This window comes from Pseudoalteromonas sp. PSi26, assembly GCF_054960575.1.
This window is the reverse complement of the sequence record NZ_JBHNYT010000026.1, coordinates 1-15,501: the sequence shown is the minus strand read 5'-3', so window position 1 is coordinate 15,501 and position 15,501 is coordinate 1. Positions and strand designations below refer to the sequence as shown.

Sequence of the window (15,501 nt, the reverse complement as noted above, 5' to 3'; positions counted from 1 at the left end):
GTACTAAAAGTAAAAGTTGGCAAGAATCACTTGACATTGCTTTTAGAAAGTTAGCGGGTATTTTTGAAACTGAAAAATAATATTACCCCTCTTGGCGGAGAAGTAGTATTAATTTATAGCGAGAAGTAAGATGAATAAGGAGCAGATATGCTCCTTTTTTTTGTATAAAAATCTGTGTTTAACACTTTAATATATCTTTTCTTTTTATTAACTTTATTTTACCTTCCCTTGTATGGCTTCATTTTCTACTATACAACCACCTATAGGGCATTGTGGACGTAAACCAGCGCCACCACGGCCACCAGTAATTTGTTTTACTTCGTTTAGGTTTAACTCTTTCATTTGTACTTTCTTTTTATTTGTTGAAGAAGAGTGCGCTAGATTTATTTTTTTCATTTGAATTTCCTTTTTATTAATAGAATAAGAGTGTATTAATTTATGCTTTTTTATAAATGCTAAGCAAGTGGCAATGTTTACTACTTATGGTGTTACTGAGCTTGTAACTGCCACACTAAAACTCAGTTTCATCCTTAGGTTCTGTTGGCATGTGCTTTTCACAATGTAAATTATTCACTTGATTTACGTAACTTCATGTACATGCAATATCTACTATATGTTCTGCAGTTATTGATGTAAAGCTATTCAATTAACCTAAAAAATAAGTTCAAATGCTGCATCATTTAAGAGCTTTAAAACAATGGGTAAAGTAGCTAAATTATAGTGTAAAGTACAGTTACCCTAAGGTAATTGAAATTTACTTAGATGAGCATTATTTATTTGGTGTTTCTGGCAAAGTACCATGCGACTTTTTAAGTAGCTTGATTTGAATTATACGTTCCATTCAAATCTATAAGTTATTAATTATGTGTTGTATATCCAGGTGTTTTACTGATAACCGATTTAATGTTTGTTATAAGAATTTAGACATTTAGCGATTTTTACAAGGGTATAGCAGCGCTCAATAATTTGCTTTAACAGCCCTAAGCTTTAATTCGTTGGTGAAGTGTTTGCATGTGCTTGTAGAGTATTCATCAGTAGAAGTTGCACCATTGCTTTAACAAGTTGTGGCGATAGAACATCAATTAAACCGCGAAAATACCTTGCCTACGAATGGTTTATACACATTACTTTATTAATAAAAATGGGCGATATTATTTATTAAAAGTAAAGTATGTTAGCTTTTATCATAAGAACATACAGTCCGAATCCCTTCCACTCAATTCATTGACTAACTAAACAATATGCAGCTCTTACAAACTGCTTTCTTTCATATTTAGAGCATAAAATGAAATTATTATAAAATAATATTTGTAGTTAAATTGTTGTTTTTTATTGGTTTTGTTTTTTTTGTGGTTTTTTGCAAAATTAAAAAAATAAATCCATTATTAATCCCGTCGAAAACAAAGAGCGACACAAAATTTGAATTATAAACGAGTAATTGGCTGGTTTAATATGCATATTTGAAAGCGTAGTTGTACAGCCAAAAATAACAAAATAGGAATAATAAAATGGCTAAGTACTTCCAATCAGAATATGAATTAGAGCGTTTTTTAGATAAACAAATGGCAGCAGACTGTATTGACAGCTATTTAGATTCAGAAGGTGTTATAAGTAATAGCTGTCAAATATTTAATATCGCGGAAAGCGATATGAGCAATTTAGATTATTACACACTTAATTAATAGGGTTTATAAATGGCTTATATTGTTATTGGGCAGTTACATGATGAGCATGCCTTAAAAATACTAAATAAATTAAAAGCGAGAAATGTAGATGCATATCTACTGCAAACACATGACTTTCCAAACAAAGTAAAGTTTAGTTTTTCACCTAATGATGGCGATGGCAGCTTAACTTTAAGTTGTGGCACGCTTATTAAGTTAAGTGATATTAAAGCCGTGTTTTGGCGTAGCTTTTCGGGCGTGTCTGATGAAGAGACTCGAGCCACTTTTATGACTGAGCAGGGTATTGCTGCAAAGGATAGTATGGCCTGCCTAAGAACGTGGTTTTACTTAAAAAATGGCACTAAGTGGGTTAATGGCTGGGAGGCTTTTCAGCATCATCAAGAAAAACCGTATCAGTTACAAAAAATAAAAAATTTGGGCGTTAAAATTCCACAAACATATGTTGGTAACAACATAGAAGATATAAAGCTTGCATATAAAAATTTAGAGCAAAGTATTTTTAAACCTGTTTTTGGTGGCGCGCATACTGAAATTTTAACAGAGTCTCACTTAGAAACAGAAAGAGTTGAAGCGGCGTTGGCTAAATCTCCTATAACGGTACAAGAGTTTATAGCCGGTACTAATATACGGACTTATGTAATAGGTGAGCGTGTTATATCAATAGAGCTTAAAAGCGAACTAGCTGATTTTAGAGTAGATGATGAAGCAACGCTGGTAGTAATTGATACACCTGAACTAATAAAAACCCAAGCTAAAAAAATAGCAAAAGAGTTGTACCTTAACTGGACCGCGATAGATTGGCGTAGGAATAAAAGTGGTGAGTATTATTTTTTAGAGGCAAATCCTTCACCCATGTTTATTGGTTTTGAAAAACAATCAGGCATTTCGATGTCTGACTACATCGTTGATTACATACTTGAGCATTAATAACTAATAGAGCTGAAAAATATGAAGAGCTACATATTTTAGAACTAGAAGCCGTTAAGGGTGGATTAGGTTGGGACAAAAATGGGAATTGGGTAGATTGCTTACAAGTTATCCGTAAATTATTCCCGTAATTATTAAATAGGTTAAAAAGAAAGATTAGTTTTAACGTTATGTGAATTCTTGGCGGAGTATCACGTAATAAACACGGCAATAATGCCATCAATGAGAAAGTAAATAAGGAAAAGAAAATGCACCCATTTTCATTAGAAAAAACACAAGAAGAGCAAGTTGTAGGTGGCGTTGTTGCCTCTAAAGTTACTTATTTTGGCGGTTGTACAGAGGATGGCGGTGGTATCAATCCTACAGACCCAATTACAATGGCAATCCCAGAGGATGGTAACGACCCTCGTCCATTCCCACCAGAAGACTGGATGTAATTAAAAAATATAGTTTGAGATAGCTTTTAACGTTACGTGAGTTCTTGGCGGAGTATCACGTAATAGACACGGCAATAAAGCCATTAACGAGAAAGTAAATAAGGAAAAGAAAATGCACCCATTTTCATTAGAAAAAACACAAGAAGAGCAAGTTGTAGGTGGCGTTGCCTCTAAAGTTACTTATTTTGGCGGTTGTACAGAGGATGGCGGTGGTATCAATCCTACAGACCCAGTTACAATGGCAATCCCAGAGGATGGTAACGACCCTCGTCCATTCCCACCAGAAGACTGGATGTAATTAAAAAATTATAGTTTTAGATAGCTTTTAACGTTACGTGAATTCTTGGCGGAGTCTCACGTAATAAACACGGCAATAATGCCATTAACGAGAAAGTAAATAAGGAAAAGAAAATGCACCCATTTTCACTAGAAAAGACACAAAATGAACAAGTTGTAGGCGGTAAAGGCGACTTTTATGTAACCCTCGCTTTAAAAGAGACCGGTGGTCCAGATGATCCGATCACTATGGCTATTCCTGAAGATGGTAACGATCCTCGTCCATTTCCACCTGAAAAGTGGTTGTAATATTCTAATACGCGGGGTAGCAGTGCCCCGTAGTATAAGTAAAAGTAAATATTTACTTTAATAAACAATTTAAGGCAAAAAATGATTCAGTTAAAAAATAAAGAAACAATATCGGCTATTTCAGGTGGTGTACGTATGGACGAAAATGGTAATGGTTGTATTCCTCCATTTATTAATTTTCCTCCATTTATTATTAAGCGATAGTGATAAAAATGATTGAACTTAAAAAAGTAGATAATATTTTCGGTGGCGTAAAAATGGGCGAAAATGGCGAAGGTTGTATTCGCATTCCACCTATTATCGTTATTGGTACATCACCATTTTAGGTAATGTAACGAAGCTATAAGATTAAAGCGGCTAGCTTTAGTTAACTTTAGAAGGGATAGCTAAAGCTGGCCTATTAACCGCTCACACTAATTGTGCTGTGTGAGCATATAACAACTCGATGACTTAACTAAAAGCATCGAATAAGGAAAATAATAACATGAAAAACTTAAACGTAAATGAAATTCAAGAAGTGACCGGTGGTGGGGCTGCTGAAGCTGCCTGTGTCGCTGGTTTTGGTGCTTTGGGAACTCTTGGTGGCTTTATCGTTGGTGGAATTGCAACTGGGGGCATAGGTATGGGGCCAGGTGCAATGTGGGGATTTGGTTTAGGTACTAACTTAGGCACGGCTGTTTGTTTACCATAAAGGAGAAATGTATGTTAAAGCTTGAATTAGAAGAATGTCAAAAAATTGTCGGTGGTGACTGTATGGGAGCTTTCACATTTGGCGGAGCTGTACTCGGTGGCGCTATTGGTGGTGCCGCTGGTTTTTTTGGTGGCTTCGGGTTTGGTGCAGGTCCAGGTCTAGTTGGAGGTAGTGCAATTGGATCTGGGGTTGGTGCTATTGGCGGTGCTTATTTTTGTTACCCATAACCATTTCTGGTACGGGGCTCTATGAGCCCCATACTTTTTCTTATGTTTCAAAATAAGAGTTTAAATATGAATTATTTTTTTTTATTAAATCTAGCTATTACTTTAACAGTTTTTTTTGTTCCTGTTTTGGGTTTTTCATTTTCATATGATTACTCTATTGATCTAACAATAAAGCTTTTTATTTTTACACTTTTAGTTATTTTCGTTTTTATTAGAGGTAAGGCTGCCTTGAAAATGAAAAATGGTTACCTTTACTGTTACAGCTTTCCAGTGGTACATAAATATAAGTGCACTGAGATAAAAAGTTTGGAATTAACAGATAAAAAAGTACGCATATTTTCAGAAAAAAAAGTGATCGATGTTGATTATTTTTTTGGAATAAGGAATGCCATTGATGATGATGTTCGTGAGCGGTATTCTCTTTAAACATGATGACATAATATTTCTTAATGATTTTGATAATTAGGTGAATACTGTTCTGGTCAACTCCAGCCGGACACTTTTCTTAAAGAATTTTCATGTGTTCACGCGTTGGTTGAGCCACTTTTAGTAACCAATCATGTTTCAAGCTACCAAAGAACCTTTCAACAACAGCGTTATCCCAACACGCTCCCACATCACCCATGCTTGCTCTAACACTATAACTCCTAAGTAATTGCCGATATTGCTTGCTTGTATATTGTGAGCCCCTGTCGCTGTGAAATACTATTTCCTTGGGCGGTTGCTGTAAGTTATACGCTTTTATCATTGCTTTACTGACCAAATCGGTCGTTATGCGTTTATCAATATGTCAACCAACAATACGACGAGAATATAAGTCCATAACAATGGCTAGATACATCCAGCCTTCGCCAGTTCTTAAGTATGTCACATCGCCTGCCCAAATTTGATTCGGTGCTACCGGATTAAAGTTCTGATTAAGCAAATTATCCGCAACTGCATCTGAGTGCTTACGTTTAGTTGTCACTCTATAAGCCACACGTTGTTTAACAACTAAATTGAGCTTCGCCATTAACTTTCTAGTTTTGTAGCGCGTTATTTTAAAACCTTCTTTACGTAAGTTCTTAAATAACTCACGGTAGCCTAAGCTTGCTCTGCTGCTTTTAAACAGTGCTTTTGCTCTTCGGTAAAGATGTAGCTCTTCTGCCGCTATAAGCTTGGCTATTCATCTTTGATGAAATGATACTTTACTTCATTTCTCTCGCAAAGAAGGTGCTGCATTGACCTATTGAATTCACCCTGGCCTTTTTTAAGATCTCTTTCTCCGTTTTGAGATCTTTCACTTCTTTTCTCAGGCGTTTTAGCTCGGCTCGCTTATCTTCATCGAGTGCATTGCCAGCTTGTTGCCCTTCAAGTTTAGTTTTCCAGTTATAAATAAGTTTGGTGGTGATCCCCAGAGAGGCTGCGGCCTCTGAAATTGAATAGCCTTGTTCTGTTACCAGAGCGACTGCTTCTTCTTGCTTAAATTCAGTTGTATAAAATTTATTTTTACGTTTTGTCATTTAACACCTCAATATTAGAACATTGTCCATTATTAAAGTGTCCGGCTCAATTAAACCAGTTCATACATTGAACTTAGGTCTTTCATTCTCAGTAGCTAAGCATGTTTTCCTTTTCCTCGAATCTGAAATAGCCTAATGCGGTCTTGCTTCTATGTCTATGGTGGCTTGTTATCACGGCCAAAAATTAGATATGTCTGCGATGCGTAAGCGTTTTCGGCTAATCTAAAAGGGATGAACTTACAGCAGCTGATTGAGTTGGGTGATAGCTTGGGGCTCGCGAGTCGTGCGCTGCAATGCCCATTTGATGACGTACATAAACTACAAGCGCCGTGTATTTTGCATTGAGATTTAAACTAATTTGTAGTGCTGACTAAAGTATCTTGCAAAGGTGCTGTGGCTAAATTTGCTATTAAAGCCCAGCGGTAGATAAGCGTATTCAAAGTAGTGGTGAATTAAGTAAACACTTTACCAGCATTTGATTTGAGCTTACTCCAAACAGCAAGTTTGAAGCTATAACAGACGCCACTAGGGTTACAATATTAGGTGCTTTTAGGATTATTACTGTAGCTTACTTTGGTAAAATAGCGGTATAGTTTAGTTTTTTGGAGCCTAAAGTCATAAATCTAAACGCCTTCAATTTTGGATATATCTATGGCTGGGACTTAAACTAAAAGTGGAATAAAGTAAAAACTACAGGTAAGACTGCCCTCTCTTGTTGCTCGGCTTTCCAAATAATTTTAATTTACTTAAAGGTAAACTCTTTTTTTAATAAGTAACATAAAAAAACGTCTTTATATTTGTATCTCTTTTTGAGTTATTTCTTTCATCAATCGACTTTTGCTTTTTTACGTAATACCCTCCTCCGACTATTAGTGGTGTTATCTCATTCGGTATAAGCTTCATGCCCGACGATACTTTTTTAATTTTCTTTTTATTTAGTTTCATTTTCATCATTCATTTCAATAGAACATGCCTGACTCATTTAATCTCTGGTAGAGATTGTTTTGCAACCCCGTATGTTAATGGTTGTGGTTTTGTCTAAGTATTTTGCATTTTTTGTTTTTAAGTGATTGAAATTTTAGGGTTGCTGTTAACTTTTTGCTTACTTATACAGTATCATCAGAATAAAAGATGTTCTAATAAAAAAATAACAGTAATGGGTTATAGCCTAAAGAGGATTTTGGTTGTTTTGATTGCTTATGAATTACTTAAAAATAAAAGGATGTAGTAGTGTCGAATAAAGTAAAAAGTGCTCCGTTTTTTGTTATACGTGTACCGCGGTTAAGTAATGAGCAGCTATTACAGTTTAATGATGTAAATGCAGATACTAACAAAATACTAAAAAGCTGGTTAGCTATGCACGGTGTTCAAGAAGCACTGTATTTGGCTAGTCCTTCTTTATTAGAACGTATAGGTCAATGGCGTGAAAAGCCAGACACTAAGCAAGGGAAAAAGATTACACACGCTTTAATAAAGTATATGGTCAGAATGTGTTCAAGGCCAACGCCATTTGGTTTGTTTTCTGGTGTAAATAAAGGCGATATCACTTCGTCTACTGATTTAATTGTAGGAAATTATAAAAAAGACAGCCGTAAAACACGTTTAGACATGTTTTATTTAAACGCTCTAAAAGATTACTTTATTAAAAATACCCCTCGCTCAAATTCACTTATATATAAGCCAAACCCATCGCATTATTTTATTGCGGATCAATGCCGGTATATAGAAAGTTACCTTTTAGATAATAGTATCCAGTATCGACTGAGTGCAATTGAAAGCGACGAATATTTTAGGTTTGCTTTAAAGCAATCTAGCGCTGGTATTAACTTTAATAGTTTATGTGAGGCTTTATTTTTACAGTACAAAGATGCAAATAAAGAGGATGTTGAATATTATATTCAAGACTTAATTGATGAGGGGGCATTAGTAGCCGATATACCATTACCCTTAACAGGAGATTCTCCTGACTATGCTTTATTAAAATCAATTCAAAACCTTGATGAAAATATAATTTCAGACAATTTAGCAACTGCATTAGTGAAAATAGAGCACTTAGATGAAGATAAAAAAGGGACTATTGCTCCCTATAAGCAATTACTTTCACATTTAGAAAAATTACCAATAAAAGCGCAAGAAAACAAACTGTTTCAAGCTGATATTTACCGCAATTATAGTGCTTGTCATTTAAGTGAATTAGAAATTAACCGTGTGCAAAAGCAGCTTGAGCTATTGTCTGGTTTAAATGCGAATGAAAAAGGTAACCCTCTATCTCAGTTCATCAATCAATTTTATGATCGTTTTGAAGGGCAGTTTGTGCCATTAGATGTAATTTTAGATGATGAGACTGGGATTGGGATTTCAAATGAAACTAGCTATGAAACACCCTTGTTAGCAGGGCTGCACCTTGCTCGCGCAGGAAGCATTATAAATTCAACCGCAAGTATCAGTTTAATAGACTCAATTATTGAAGACGCTATCAGCCTTCCTTCTAATCGTCATAAGAATAGTATTGTGCTAACAAGTAAAGAATTGAAAAGTAAAATAGCGCATAAAGATGCTATAAAAAGTTATCCTAGTTCTTTTGCTGCTATGTTAAGTCTTTATGAAGATGGTAATAAAAACCCGGTTTTTAAGTTTAATGGTTGTTATGGGCCATCATCAGCAAATTTATTAGGTCGCTTTTGTCACTTAGATGAAAGTTTAAAAAATGCAGTGATAGAGGAGTTAAAACAAGAGCAAGCGCACTCACCCGAGGTTATTTTTGCTGAAGTAGTACATATGCCTGAAGGGCGGCCAGGTAATGTTATTGCTCGCCCTCATTTACGTGAATATGAAATTGTATTTATGGCAGATAGTAGCCTAAATGAGGAGTATCAAATACATTTAAGCGATTTATATGTATGGGTTGAAGGCCAGCATGTTAAGCTTTGGAGTAAGCGATTAAATAAACAAGTAGTGCCTCGTTTGTCCTGTGCGCACAACTATTCATCGCGTAGCCTTAGTGCTTATAAGTTTTTATGTATGTTACAACATCAAGACGGACGCCCTCCTCATTTTTCTATGCCGCAAAGTACATCTAGGCATAGTTTTGTTCCACGTATAATGTTAGATAATTTAGTGTTGAGTGAAAAAACATGGCGCGTTGATAGAAAACATCTACAAGCAGCTTTAATTGATGGTCATCTAGATTTAGACAAGCTAAATACACTCTTCACTACTTACCAGTTAGACGCACAAGTTTGCTACGCAATGTTTGATAATGTTTTGCAGTTGGACTTACGAAACTCTGATATGTTTGAAATTTTACTCGCTGAGACTAAAGGGCAAACTAAGGTTGAGTTGAAGGAGGTTTTATCTTCAAGCTTCTCCTCTCGTGTAAGAGATGAGTTTGGGCATCATTATAATAATGAAGTAATAGTGCCTTTTAGAAACACAGCAGCAAAAGTGCATAAACATTTTGTTGATAAGCCTCTTGAAAATATATCTGCGGCGCCGATTAAAAGAAGATTTAGTGCAGGTTCTGAGTGGCTTAGTTTAAAGATTTATAGTGGTAACTCTTTAGTTGAGCAACTTTTGAGTGAGAAATTACTTCCGCTTATTGAGTCGAATAAAGACTTTTTTAACAAATGGTTTTTTATTCGATATTCAGATCCAGATTGGCATATTAGGGTTCGTTTTCATGGAGAACCAAACATATTATGTGGTCAGTTATTACCTACATTAAATAACTTACTTGATCCAATGATCGAAAGCGGTGAGTTACATAAAGTAGAGCTAATGACTTATGAGCGAGAAGTTGAACGCTATGGAGGCCCTGAATCTATAGATTTAGTTGAATCTTTATTTATGTATGACAGCTCGTTAATTGCAAAGGCCTGTTTACTAGTAGATGACTGCGGTGAAGATATACGTTGGCGTATAGCGCTAAACTATACACATAGGTTACTTAATCTATTTGATTACAGAAGTGATGAACGGTTAAAGCTGATCAGCCATTTACGAGATGGTTTTGGTAATGAGTTTAATGAAAACAGTATTTTACGTAAGCAATTAGGTAATCGTTTTCGAGAATATCAAGCGCAGTTAAATGACGACTTTAAAAAGTTAAATACTGCTGAGCCTGATGAAATACAAACGTTTATTTTTAAGTTACTTGAAGAATGGCAAAGAGATGCTGAACCAGTAGTTAAATCTTTAGTTGAGCTCATCAAAGAAAATAAACTTAATTGCACCCGAGACTCTCTTTTAGGCTCGCTTTTACATATGCACAATAACCGAATGTTTAAAGCTTACGGCAGAGAACAAGAATTTGTAATACATGACTTGTTAAGGCGAAAATATTTTTCAATGGATAAAGCTAAGTAAAAAACTGCGTTTAGGGAAGTAATATCTTTAAACGCGCTTATATATTCCTTTAATCCCCGCTACAATAACGCTATTCAATTAAGTGTGTTTTTCAGCCAAGATTCAGTACTAGCAAATTAGTTTACTGAGTATTTGCACAGGGCGTGACTTACGTAATCTTCTGCATAAACAGACTTGTTAACTAAAACAACGGAAAAAGGAAATTGTTTTAATGGCTCTAACAACAGTAATTCTTGCTGCGGGTAAAGGTACTCGTATGCGTTCTGCTTTGCCTAAAGTGCTGCATAAAGTGGCAGGTAAACCTATGGTGCAGCATGTTATTGATAACGCAAAGGCATTGGGTGCAACAACCACTAACTTAGTTTTCGGGCACGGCGGCGAACTATTACAACAACAACTTGCCGATAACGATGTTAATTGGGTACTGCAAGCTGAACAGTTAGGTACCGGCCATGCTGTTGCACAAGCAAACCCTCATATTAACGATGACGATACTGTATTGGTTTTATACGGTGACGTTCCTTTAACTAAGCAATCAACGCTTGAGCGCTTATTAGCTGTAACACCTAAAAATGGGCTAGCGGTATTAACCGTTAACTTGGTTAATCCAAATGGCTACGGTCGTATGCTGCGTGAAAATGGCAAGCTTGTCGGTATTATTGAGCAAAAAGATGCAAGCGCAGAGCAGTTACTTATTAATGAAGTAAACACCGGTATTATGGCGGTTAACGGCAAACTGTTAAAAACCTGGTTAGGCAACTTATCTAACAATAATGCGCAAGGTGAATACTACCTAACAGATATAGTTGCTATGGCGCACAGTGAAGGTGTAGAAATTACATCGGCTCAACCAGATCATGCAATGGAAGTTGAAGGCGCAAACAACCGCGTACAACTTGCCGGCCTAGAGCGCGCTTACCAAGCATGGCAAGCTGAAGAATTAATGTTAAATGGTGCCACCCTAGCCGACCCAGCCCGTATTGATGTACGTGGCAATGTTAAAACAGGCGAAGATGTATTAATTGATATAAACGTTATTTTTGAGGCTAATGTAACCCTTGGTAATAACGTACAAATAGGCCCTAACTGTGTACTTAAAAACTGTACCATAGGCGATAACGTTGTAATAAAAGCGAATACCCTTATTGAAGATGCAAGCGTAGCGGCTAAATGTACACTTGGCCCTTATGCACGCCTTCGCCCAGGTGCGGTAATGGAAGAAGACTCTCACATTGGTAACTTTGTTGAGATGAAAAAAACCCGCTTAGGTAAGGGTTCTAAAGCTAATCACTTAAGTTACTTAGGTGATGCTGAAATTGGCGAAAAGGTGAATATTGGCGCAGGCACTATTACTTGTAACTACGATGGTGTTAATAAAGCAAAAACCATTATTGGCGATAACGCTTTTATAGGCTCTAACTCATCACTTGTTGCTCCTGTAAACATTGGTTCTACTGCAACTGTGGGAGCAGGCTCTGTGATCACTAGTACCGTTGAAAACGAGCAGCTGGCAATAGCACGTTCAAAGCAACGCAACTTAACCGGTTGGAAACGACCAGTTAAAAAATAATAATTAAAGGCTACTTAGGTAGCCTTTTTTATTGCAGCTTAAGTTTAAATTGCTCTTTATAACGCCTAGAAAGGTTGAGCACTTTACCTGTAGTTAGTTTTATTTCGCTGTCTCCACTGGGGAGTGGTGTAATGCATTCTACTTTATCGAGTTTTACGCCATGACTTCGGTGAATCCTACAAAAGCCCTGCACTTCTAGTTGTTTACTTAATTCAGTGAGCGTCACTCTTAAAGGGTAAATGGACGTGCCAATGTGTAAGTTTACATAATTACCTGAAGATTCTAGCCAATCCACGTCGTCAATTTTTATAATAAATTCTTTACCCCGCTTTTTAACTAATAAGCGATTAATAATATCAGTATTGTATTGCGCACCTTCATCAATAGACGAAGCCTCCCCTAGTAGCTGTTTAACAATATACTGATAAACTTTAATAAGGGTGATAAAGAATAAAAAACTTATCGCATCTTTTTGGTATTCATATAAAAATTCAAACCAGCTGAGCCCAAAGTTGTAGTGAAGATCATTTAACAAATAAACGAGCTTACGCCCTCCAACCATCACACTAATATGTAACGCGCTGAAAATAACAGACGACACAAAGTAAATACACAGTGAAAAAGCAATATTGTGCCAGTCAAAAGGTACTTTTTTTAATAGCCACACTACAGCTGGAAATATAAGTAACGTGCTAAACGCACTTGAATATTCCCATACAAACGGCTCCCATATTAAAAAAGGCAGTGCGCCGTCTCTTTGCGCCTCCATTATTTGAGTTGTCGCATTAACCGTATTGTTTATTACAACGTAGCTAAACAGGAGTAACGCGGCATAAAAAGTTTGAAAACGTTGAAAGTGTTGAAGGTTCATTATGTGTGCTTTTATATTTATAGGTTACCTGTTAGCTAAAAACACTTATTTTTGGAAAAGTTTAAATCGATACCTTTGGCTTTTGTGTACAAGTTTTACTCTATTGTATGTGTGTATTGCTTTGGCGTATCAAAATGAACTGGATTTACCAAACTATTTGTGGACTGCAATATACAATACTCAAAGAGTAGTTGGTGTACTTACCATGCTTACTTTAGCGCAGCGTTTTTTAAATTTTAAAGCAGCTTACTTAAACACACTAAATAGCTGGGTGTTTCCCTTTTATGTATTGCATCAAAGTGTATTAATTATTTTATGCTTTGTGCTACAACCTTTTAACCTTGGTCTTATGGTTGAGTTATTTTTAATTATTGTGGGCACTTGGGGGGCGTGCGCAGCTATTACATTAGTGGTAATGCGCGTTGATATCATTAGGCCCTTGCTAGGTCTTAAAATTAAAAACAACTATTCGAAAGCGCTTAAAAAAATGGGTTATGTATTGGGGATGTTGCTTACCTTACCGTTAGCCTATCAGTTGGCTTTTTAAAGTAAAAAAGCCGTATTAAAAGTGCCATAACTTTGTAATACCTCTGTGTTGATATTTACCTAATACCACACTAAGGAAAAGAACAATGTTAAAAAAATCTATAATAACGCTTTCACTTTTATCTATGCTGACTGGTTGCTCATTAGATGGCGATGATGGTCAAAATGGCGCACAAGGAGCTCAAGGCGAGCAAGGTACAGCGGGTGAAAATGGAATTAACGGCACTAATGCAAATTCGGCTTTAACCATTAACCTAATAGGACGAGCAGTACTCAATGCGCAAAGTCCTGAAGGTGCTGCCGAAATAGTTGCTTATCAAGCATCAAAAAAATGGATTTACGCTATTAATAGCTCGGGGGATAGTGCGGTTGTAAATATTATTCCTGCCGACACATTTGATACAGCTGCTCTAGTGCAAGACAATGAGGGCATTGTAAGTACAACCAACTTAAGTACGGCAATTACACTTACCTTAAACGACAACACCCCCGGTGACGCAAACAGCATAGCAATAGATGAAAATAATCAATTACTTGCTGTAGCAATGGCTGCTAAAAGTGTTGGAGAGGCAGGTCAAATTGCCTTTTACGACATAAGCGGCGATACACCAATATTTATAAAAAATGTAACGGCTGGTTTTTTACCCGATATGGTTACATTTAGCCATGATGGAGCAAAAGTAGTTGTTGCCAACGAAGGGGAACCTAACGGCGACTATAGTATTGATCCACAGGGTTCTATCAGCATTATTAATGTTAATGATGGTGTAATTGCCGACAATGCTACCAATATTGATTTTACAGCATACAACGATAAGCAATCTGAACTTGAAGCACTCGGACTGGTATTTGCTAATCCAACAGGGCGCATCATAAATGGTAATCTAATCAATACCACCGTAGCAATGGACTTAGAGCCAGAGTACGTCAGTATTTCTAAAGATAACAAATATGCCTACGTATCGATTCAAGAAAATAACGGACTAGCCATCGTTAATTTAGAAGATAACTCTCTTGAGTTAAAAGGGTTAGGCTTTAAAGACTGGTCTAGCTTACAAATAGACGCATCAGATAAAGACGGCGGTGTTAATTTTAAATCATACCCTGGCTTATATGGCATGTACCAACCAGACACAATTTCAAGCTTTAGCTGGAAAGGCGCAAACTTTATAGTGTCGGCTAATGAAGGTGATGCACGCGAATACTTTTTTGATACAACTGATGAAGCAGATTGCGTAGCCAAAGGCGGCGTAGATTTCGATGAAGACGATGGTTGCCTTGCTTACATAGATGAAAGCCGCGTCGAAGACCTAACGCTTGCTGCTAATTTTGATTACTTAAATAACGACGATAACGACATCGGCCGTTTAAAAGTGACAACGGTTAAAGGTGATAATAATAACGATGGTCAATACGAATCGCTTTATGCCTATGGCGCACGTTCGTTTACCATTTGGGACAGCAATGGGCTGGTGGTGTTTGATTCTGGAGACGATATAGGCCGTATTACCGCATCAGTTCATGGCGAAGCGTTTAATAATAATGAAGATGAAAATAAAGGCGATACACGCTCAGACGATAAAGGCGCAGAACCCGAAGCGCTAACTATAGGTACAATTGGCGAACGCACCTTTGCATTTATTGGACTCGAGCGTATGGGGGGGATCATGATTTACGATATTACTAACCCATATGATGTGCAGTTTGAAGACTACTTTTATAACCGAGGTTTAATAGCTGGTGCAGAAATTACCGGTGATCTAGCACCAGAAGGAATGACATTCATACCACGCGAACAAAGTGCAACTGGCGAACCGCTACTTATCATAGGTAATGAGATATCTGGTTCTATTGCAGTATGGGAAATTTCAGCTAATTAACCACTCTGTAAAAAGCGGAAAATATCATGCTTTATTTTCCGCTTTTTATATTGATAGAGTATTAGCATTTAAGTAGAGATTAAAAATGCATGTTTTTTAAGCTTAAAGCGCCCTTTACCCCTTTATTTGTATACCTTTCGTACTAAAAGTGTTTTTATTCAAAAAAGCGTGAATTAAACGTTGACCCCCTCTCGAATATCCCTATAATGCGACCT

General features: G+C 36.6%; 16 protein-coding genes and 1 pseudogene. 14 read left to right on the top strand and 3 right to left on the bottom strand.

The window, feature by feature from the left end; translation table 11 throughout:
- Window positions 1-213 precede the first annotated feature (213 nt).
- Entirely contained in the window at window positions 214-396 is a 183-nt protein-coding gene (locus ACFI34_RS18425; RefSeq protein WP_462674547.1) for a hypothetical protein, read from the bottom strand.
- A 1,112-nt stretch (window positions 397-1,508) separates the two neighbouring features.
- Between ACFI34_RS18425 and ACFI34_RS18420 the strand changes: the two genes are divergently transcribed.
- The 9 genes from ACFI34_RS18420 to ACFI34_RS18380 all read left to right on the top strand — a co-directional run bounded on the left by ACFI34_RS18420 (window position 1,509) and on the right by ACFI34_RS18380 (window position 4,978).
- Window positions 1,509-1,682, top strand: coding sequence for a hypothetical protein (locus ACFI34_RS18420; protein WP_462674546.1), 174 nt, complete (start codon window positions 1,509-1,511; stop codon window positions 1,680-1,682).
- A 12-nt stretch (window positions 1,683-1,694) separates the two neighbouring features.
- A complete protein-coding gene (locus tag ACFI34_RS18415) occupies window positions 1,695-2,612 on the top strand; it encodes an ATP-grasp domain-containing protein (RefSeq protein ID WP_462674545.1) in 918 nt (305 codons plus the stop codon).
- Between the two features lie 248 nt (window positions 2,613-2,860).
- On the top strand, window positions 2,861-3,049 hold the full coding sequence (locus ACFI34_RS18410) for a hypothetical protein (RefSeq protein WP_462674544.1): 189 nt from the start codon (window positions 2,861-2,863) through the stop codon (window positions 3,047-3,049).
- Window positions 3,050-3,161: 112 nt separating this feature from the next.
- A complete protein-coding gene (locus ACFI34_RS18405; protein WP_462674543.1) occupies window positions 3,162-3,347 on the top strand; it encodes a hypothetical protein in 186 nt (61 codons plus the stop codon).
- A 113-nt stretch (window positions 3,348-3,460) separates the two neighbouring features.
- On the top strand, window positions 3,461-3,634 hold the full coding sequence (locus ACFI34_RS18400) for a hypothetical protein (protein WP_462674542.1): 174 nt from the start codon (window positions 3,461-3,463) through the stop codon (window positions 3,632-3,634).
- A gap of 81 nt (window positions 3,635-3,715) precedes the next feature.
- Entirely contained in the window at window positions 3,716-3,838 is a 123-nt protein-coding gene (locus ACFI34_RS18395) for a hypothetical protein (RefSeq protein WP_462674541.1), read from the top strand.
- 280 nt (window positions 3,839-4,118) lie between these two features.
- Entirely contained in the window at window positions 4,119-4,325 is a 207-nt protein-coding gene (locus tag ACFI34_RS18390; protein ID WP_462674540.1) for a hypothetical protein, read from the top strand.
- An 11-nt stretch (window positions 4,326-4,336) separates the two neighbouring features.
- Complete coding sequence (locus ACFI34_RS18385) at window positions 4,337-4,552, top strand: hypothetical protein (protein ID WP_462674539.1); 216 nt, start codon at window positions 4,337-4,339, stop codon at window positions 4,550-4,552.
- A 66-nt stretch (window positions 4,553-4,618) separates the two neighbouring features.
- A complete protein-coding gene (locus ACFI34_RS18380) occupies window positions 4,619-4,978 on the top strand; it encodes a hypothetical protein (RefSeq protein WP_462674538.1) in 360 nt (119 codons plus the stop codon).
- A gap of 88 nt (window positions 4,979-5,066) precedes the next feature.
- Here the strand turns inward: ACFI34_RS18380 and ACFI34_RS18375 are convergent.
- A pseudogene (locus ACFI34_RS18375) lies at window positions 5,067-6,054 on the bottom strand (IS3 family transposase); the annotation flags it as partial.
- Window positions 6,055-6,285: 231 nt separating this feature from the next.
- Between ACFI34_RS18375 and ACFI34_RS18370 the strand changes: the two are divergent.
- From ACFI34_RS18370 to glmU, 3 genes are all read left to right on the top strand, one after another.
- Entirely contained in the window at window positions 6,286-6,399 is a 114-nt protein-coding gene (locus ACFI34_RS18370; protein WP_462674537.1) for a hypothetical protein, read from the top strand.
- 885 nt (window positions 6,400-7,284) lie between these two features.
- Window positions 7,285-10,419, top strand: a complete 3,135-nt coding sequence (locus ACFI34_RS18365) for a lantibiotic dehydratase (protein WP_462674536.1) — start codon at window positions 7,285-7,287, stop codon at window positions 10,417-10,419.
- Window positions 10,420-10,630: 211 nt separating this feature from the next.
- Entirely contained in the window at window positions 10,631-11,989 is a 1,359-nt protein-coding gene (gene glmU / locus ACFI34_RS18360; RefSeq protein WP_462674535.1) for a bifunctional UDP-N-acetylglucosamine diphosphorylase/glucosamine-1-phosphate N-acetyltransferase GlmU, read from the top strand.
- Window positions 11,990-12,017: 28 nt separating this feature from the next.
- On the opposite strand, the gene ACFI34_RS18355 is transcribed toward glmU, so the two are convergent.
- Complete coding sequence (locus ACFI34_RS18355; RefSeq protein ID WP_462674534.1) at window positions 12,018-12,860, bottom strand: LytR/AlgR family response regulator transcription factor; 843 nt, start codon at window positions 12,858-12,860, stop codon at window positions 12,018-12,020.
- A gap of 121 nt (window positions 12,861-12,981) precedes the next feature.
- Between ACFI34_RS18355 and ACFI34_RS18350 the strand changes: the two genes are divergently transcribed.
- Together ACFI34_RS18350 and ACFI34_RS18345 are read left to right on the top strand one after the other, a co-directional pair.
- The gene (locus tag ACFI34_RS18350; protein WP_462674533.1) at window positions 12,982-13,407 is read left to right on the top strand and encodes a hypothetical protein; all 426 of its coding nucleotides are present in this window, start codon (window positions 12,982-12,984) and stop codon (window positions 13,405-13,407) included.
- An 85-nt stretch (window positions 13,408-13,492) separates the two neighbouring features.
- Window positions 13,493-15,286 (top strand): choice-of-anchor I family protein, encoded by a 1,794-nt coding sequence (locus tag ACFI34_RS18345; protein ID WP_462674532.1) that lies wholly within the window; start codon window positions 13,493-13,495, stop codon window positions 15,284-15,286.
- Window positions 15,287-15,501 lie beyond the last annotated feature (215 nt).

Bases quoted from the DNA above. Each gene is read 5' to 3' on its own strand.
- ACFI34_RS18415 (WP_462674545.1), top strand. From the start codon at position 1,695: ATGGCTTATATTGTTATTGGGCAGTTACATGATGAGCATGCCTTAAAA.
- glmU (WP_462674535.1), top strand. From the start codon at position 10,631: ATGGCTCTAACAACAGTAATTCTTGCTGCGGGTAAAGGTACTCGTATG.
- ACFI34_RS18355 (WP_462674534.1), bottom strand. From the start codon at position 12,860: ATGAACCTTCAACACTTTCAACGTTTTCAAACTTTTTATGCCGCGTTA.
- ACFI34_RS18370 (WP_462674537.1), top strand. From the start codon at position 6,286: ATGAACTTACAGCAGCTGATTGAGTTGGGTGATAGCTTGGGGCTCGCG.
- ACFI34_RS18390 (WP_462674540.1), top strand. From the start codon at position 4,119: ATGAAAAACTTAAACGTAAATGAAATTCAAGAAGTGACCGGTGGTGGG.
- ACFI34_RS18410 (WP_462674544.1), top strand. From the start codon at position 2,861: ATGCACCCATTTTCATTAGAAAAAACACAAGAAGAGCAAGTTGTAGGT.
- ACFI34_RS18400 (WP_462674542.1), top strand. From the start codon at position 3,461: ATGCACCCATTTTCACTAGAAAAGACACAAAATGAACAAGTTGTAGGC.
- ACFI34_RS18395 (WP_462674541.1), top strand. From the start codon at position 3,716: ATGATTCAGTTAAAAAATAAAGAAACAATATCGGCTATTTCAGGTGGT.
- ACFI34_RS18405 (WP_462674543.1), top strand. From the start codon at position 3,162: ATGCACCCATTTTCATTAGAAAAAACACAAGAAGAGCAAGTTGTAGGT.
- ACFI34_RS18425 (WP_462674547.1), bottom strand. From the start codon at position 396: ATGAAAAAAATAAATCTAGCGCACTCTTCTTCAACAAATAAAAAGAAA.
- ACFI34_RS18345 (WP_462674532.1), top strand. From the start codon at position 13,493: ATGTTAAAAAAATCTATAATAACGCTTTCACTTTTATCTATGCTGACT.
- ACFI34_RS18385 (WP_462674539.1), top strand. From the start codon at position 4,337: ATGTTAAAGCTTGAATTAGAAGAATGTCAAAAAATTGTCGGTGGTGAC.
- ACFI34_RS18380 (WP_462674538.1), top strand. From the start codon at position 4,619: ATGAATTATTTTTTTTTATTAAATCTAGCTATTACTTTAACAGTTTTT.
- ACFI34_RS18420 (WP_462674546.1), top strand. From the start codon at position 1,509: ATGGCTAAGTACTTCCAATCAGAATATGAATTAGAGCGTTTTTTAGAT.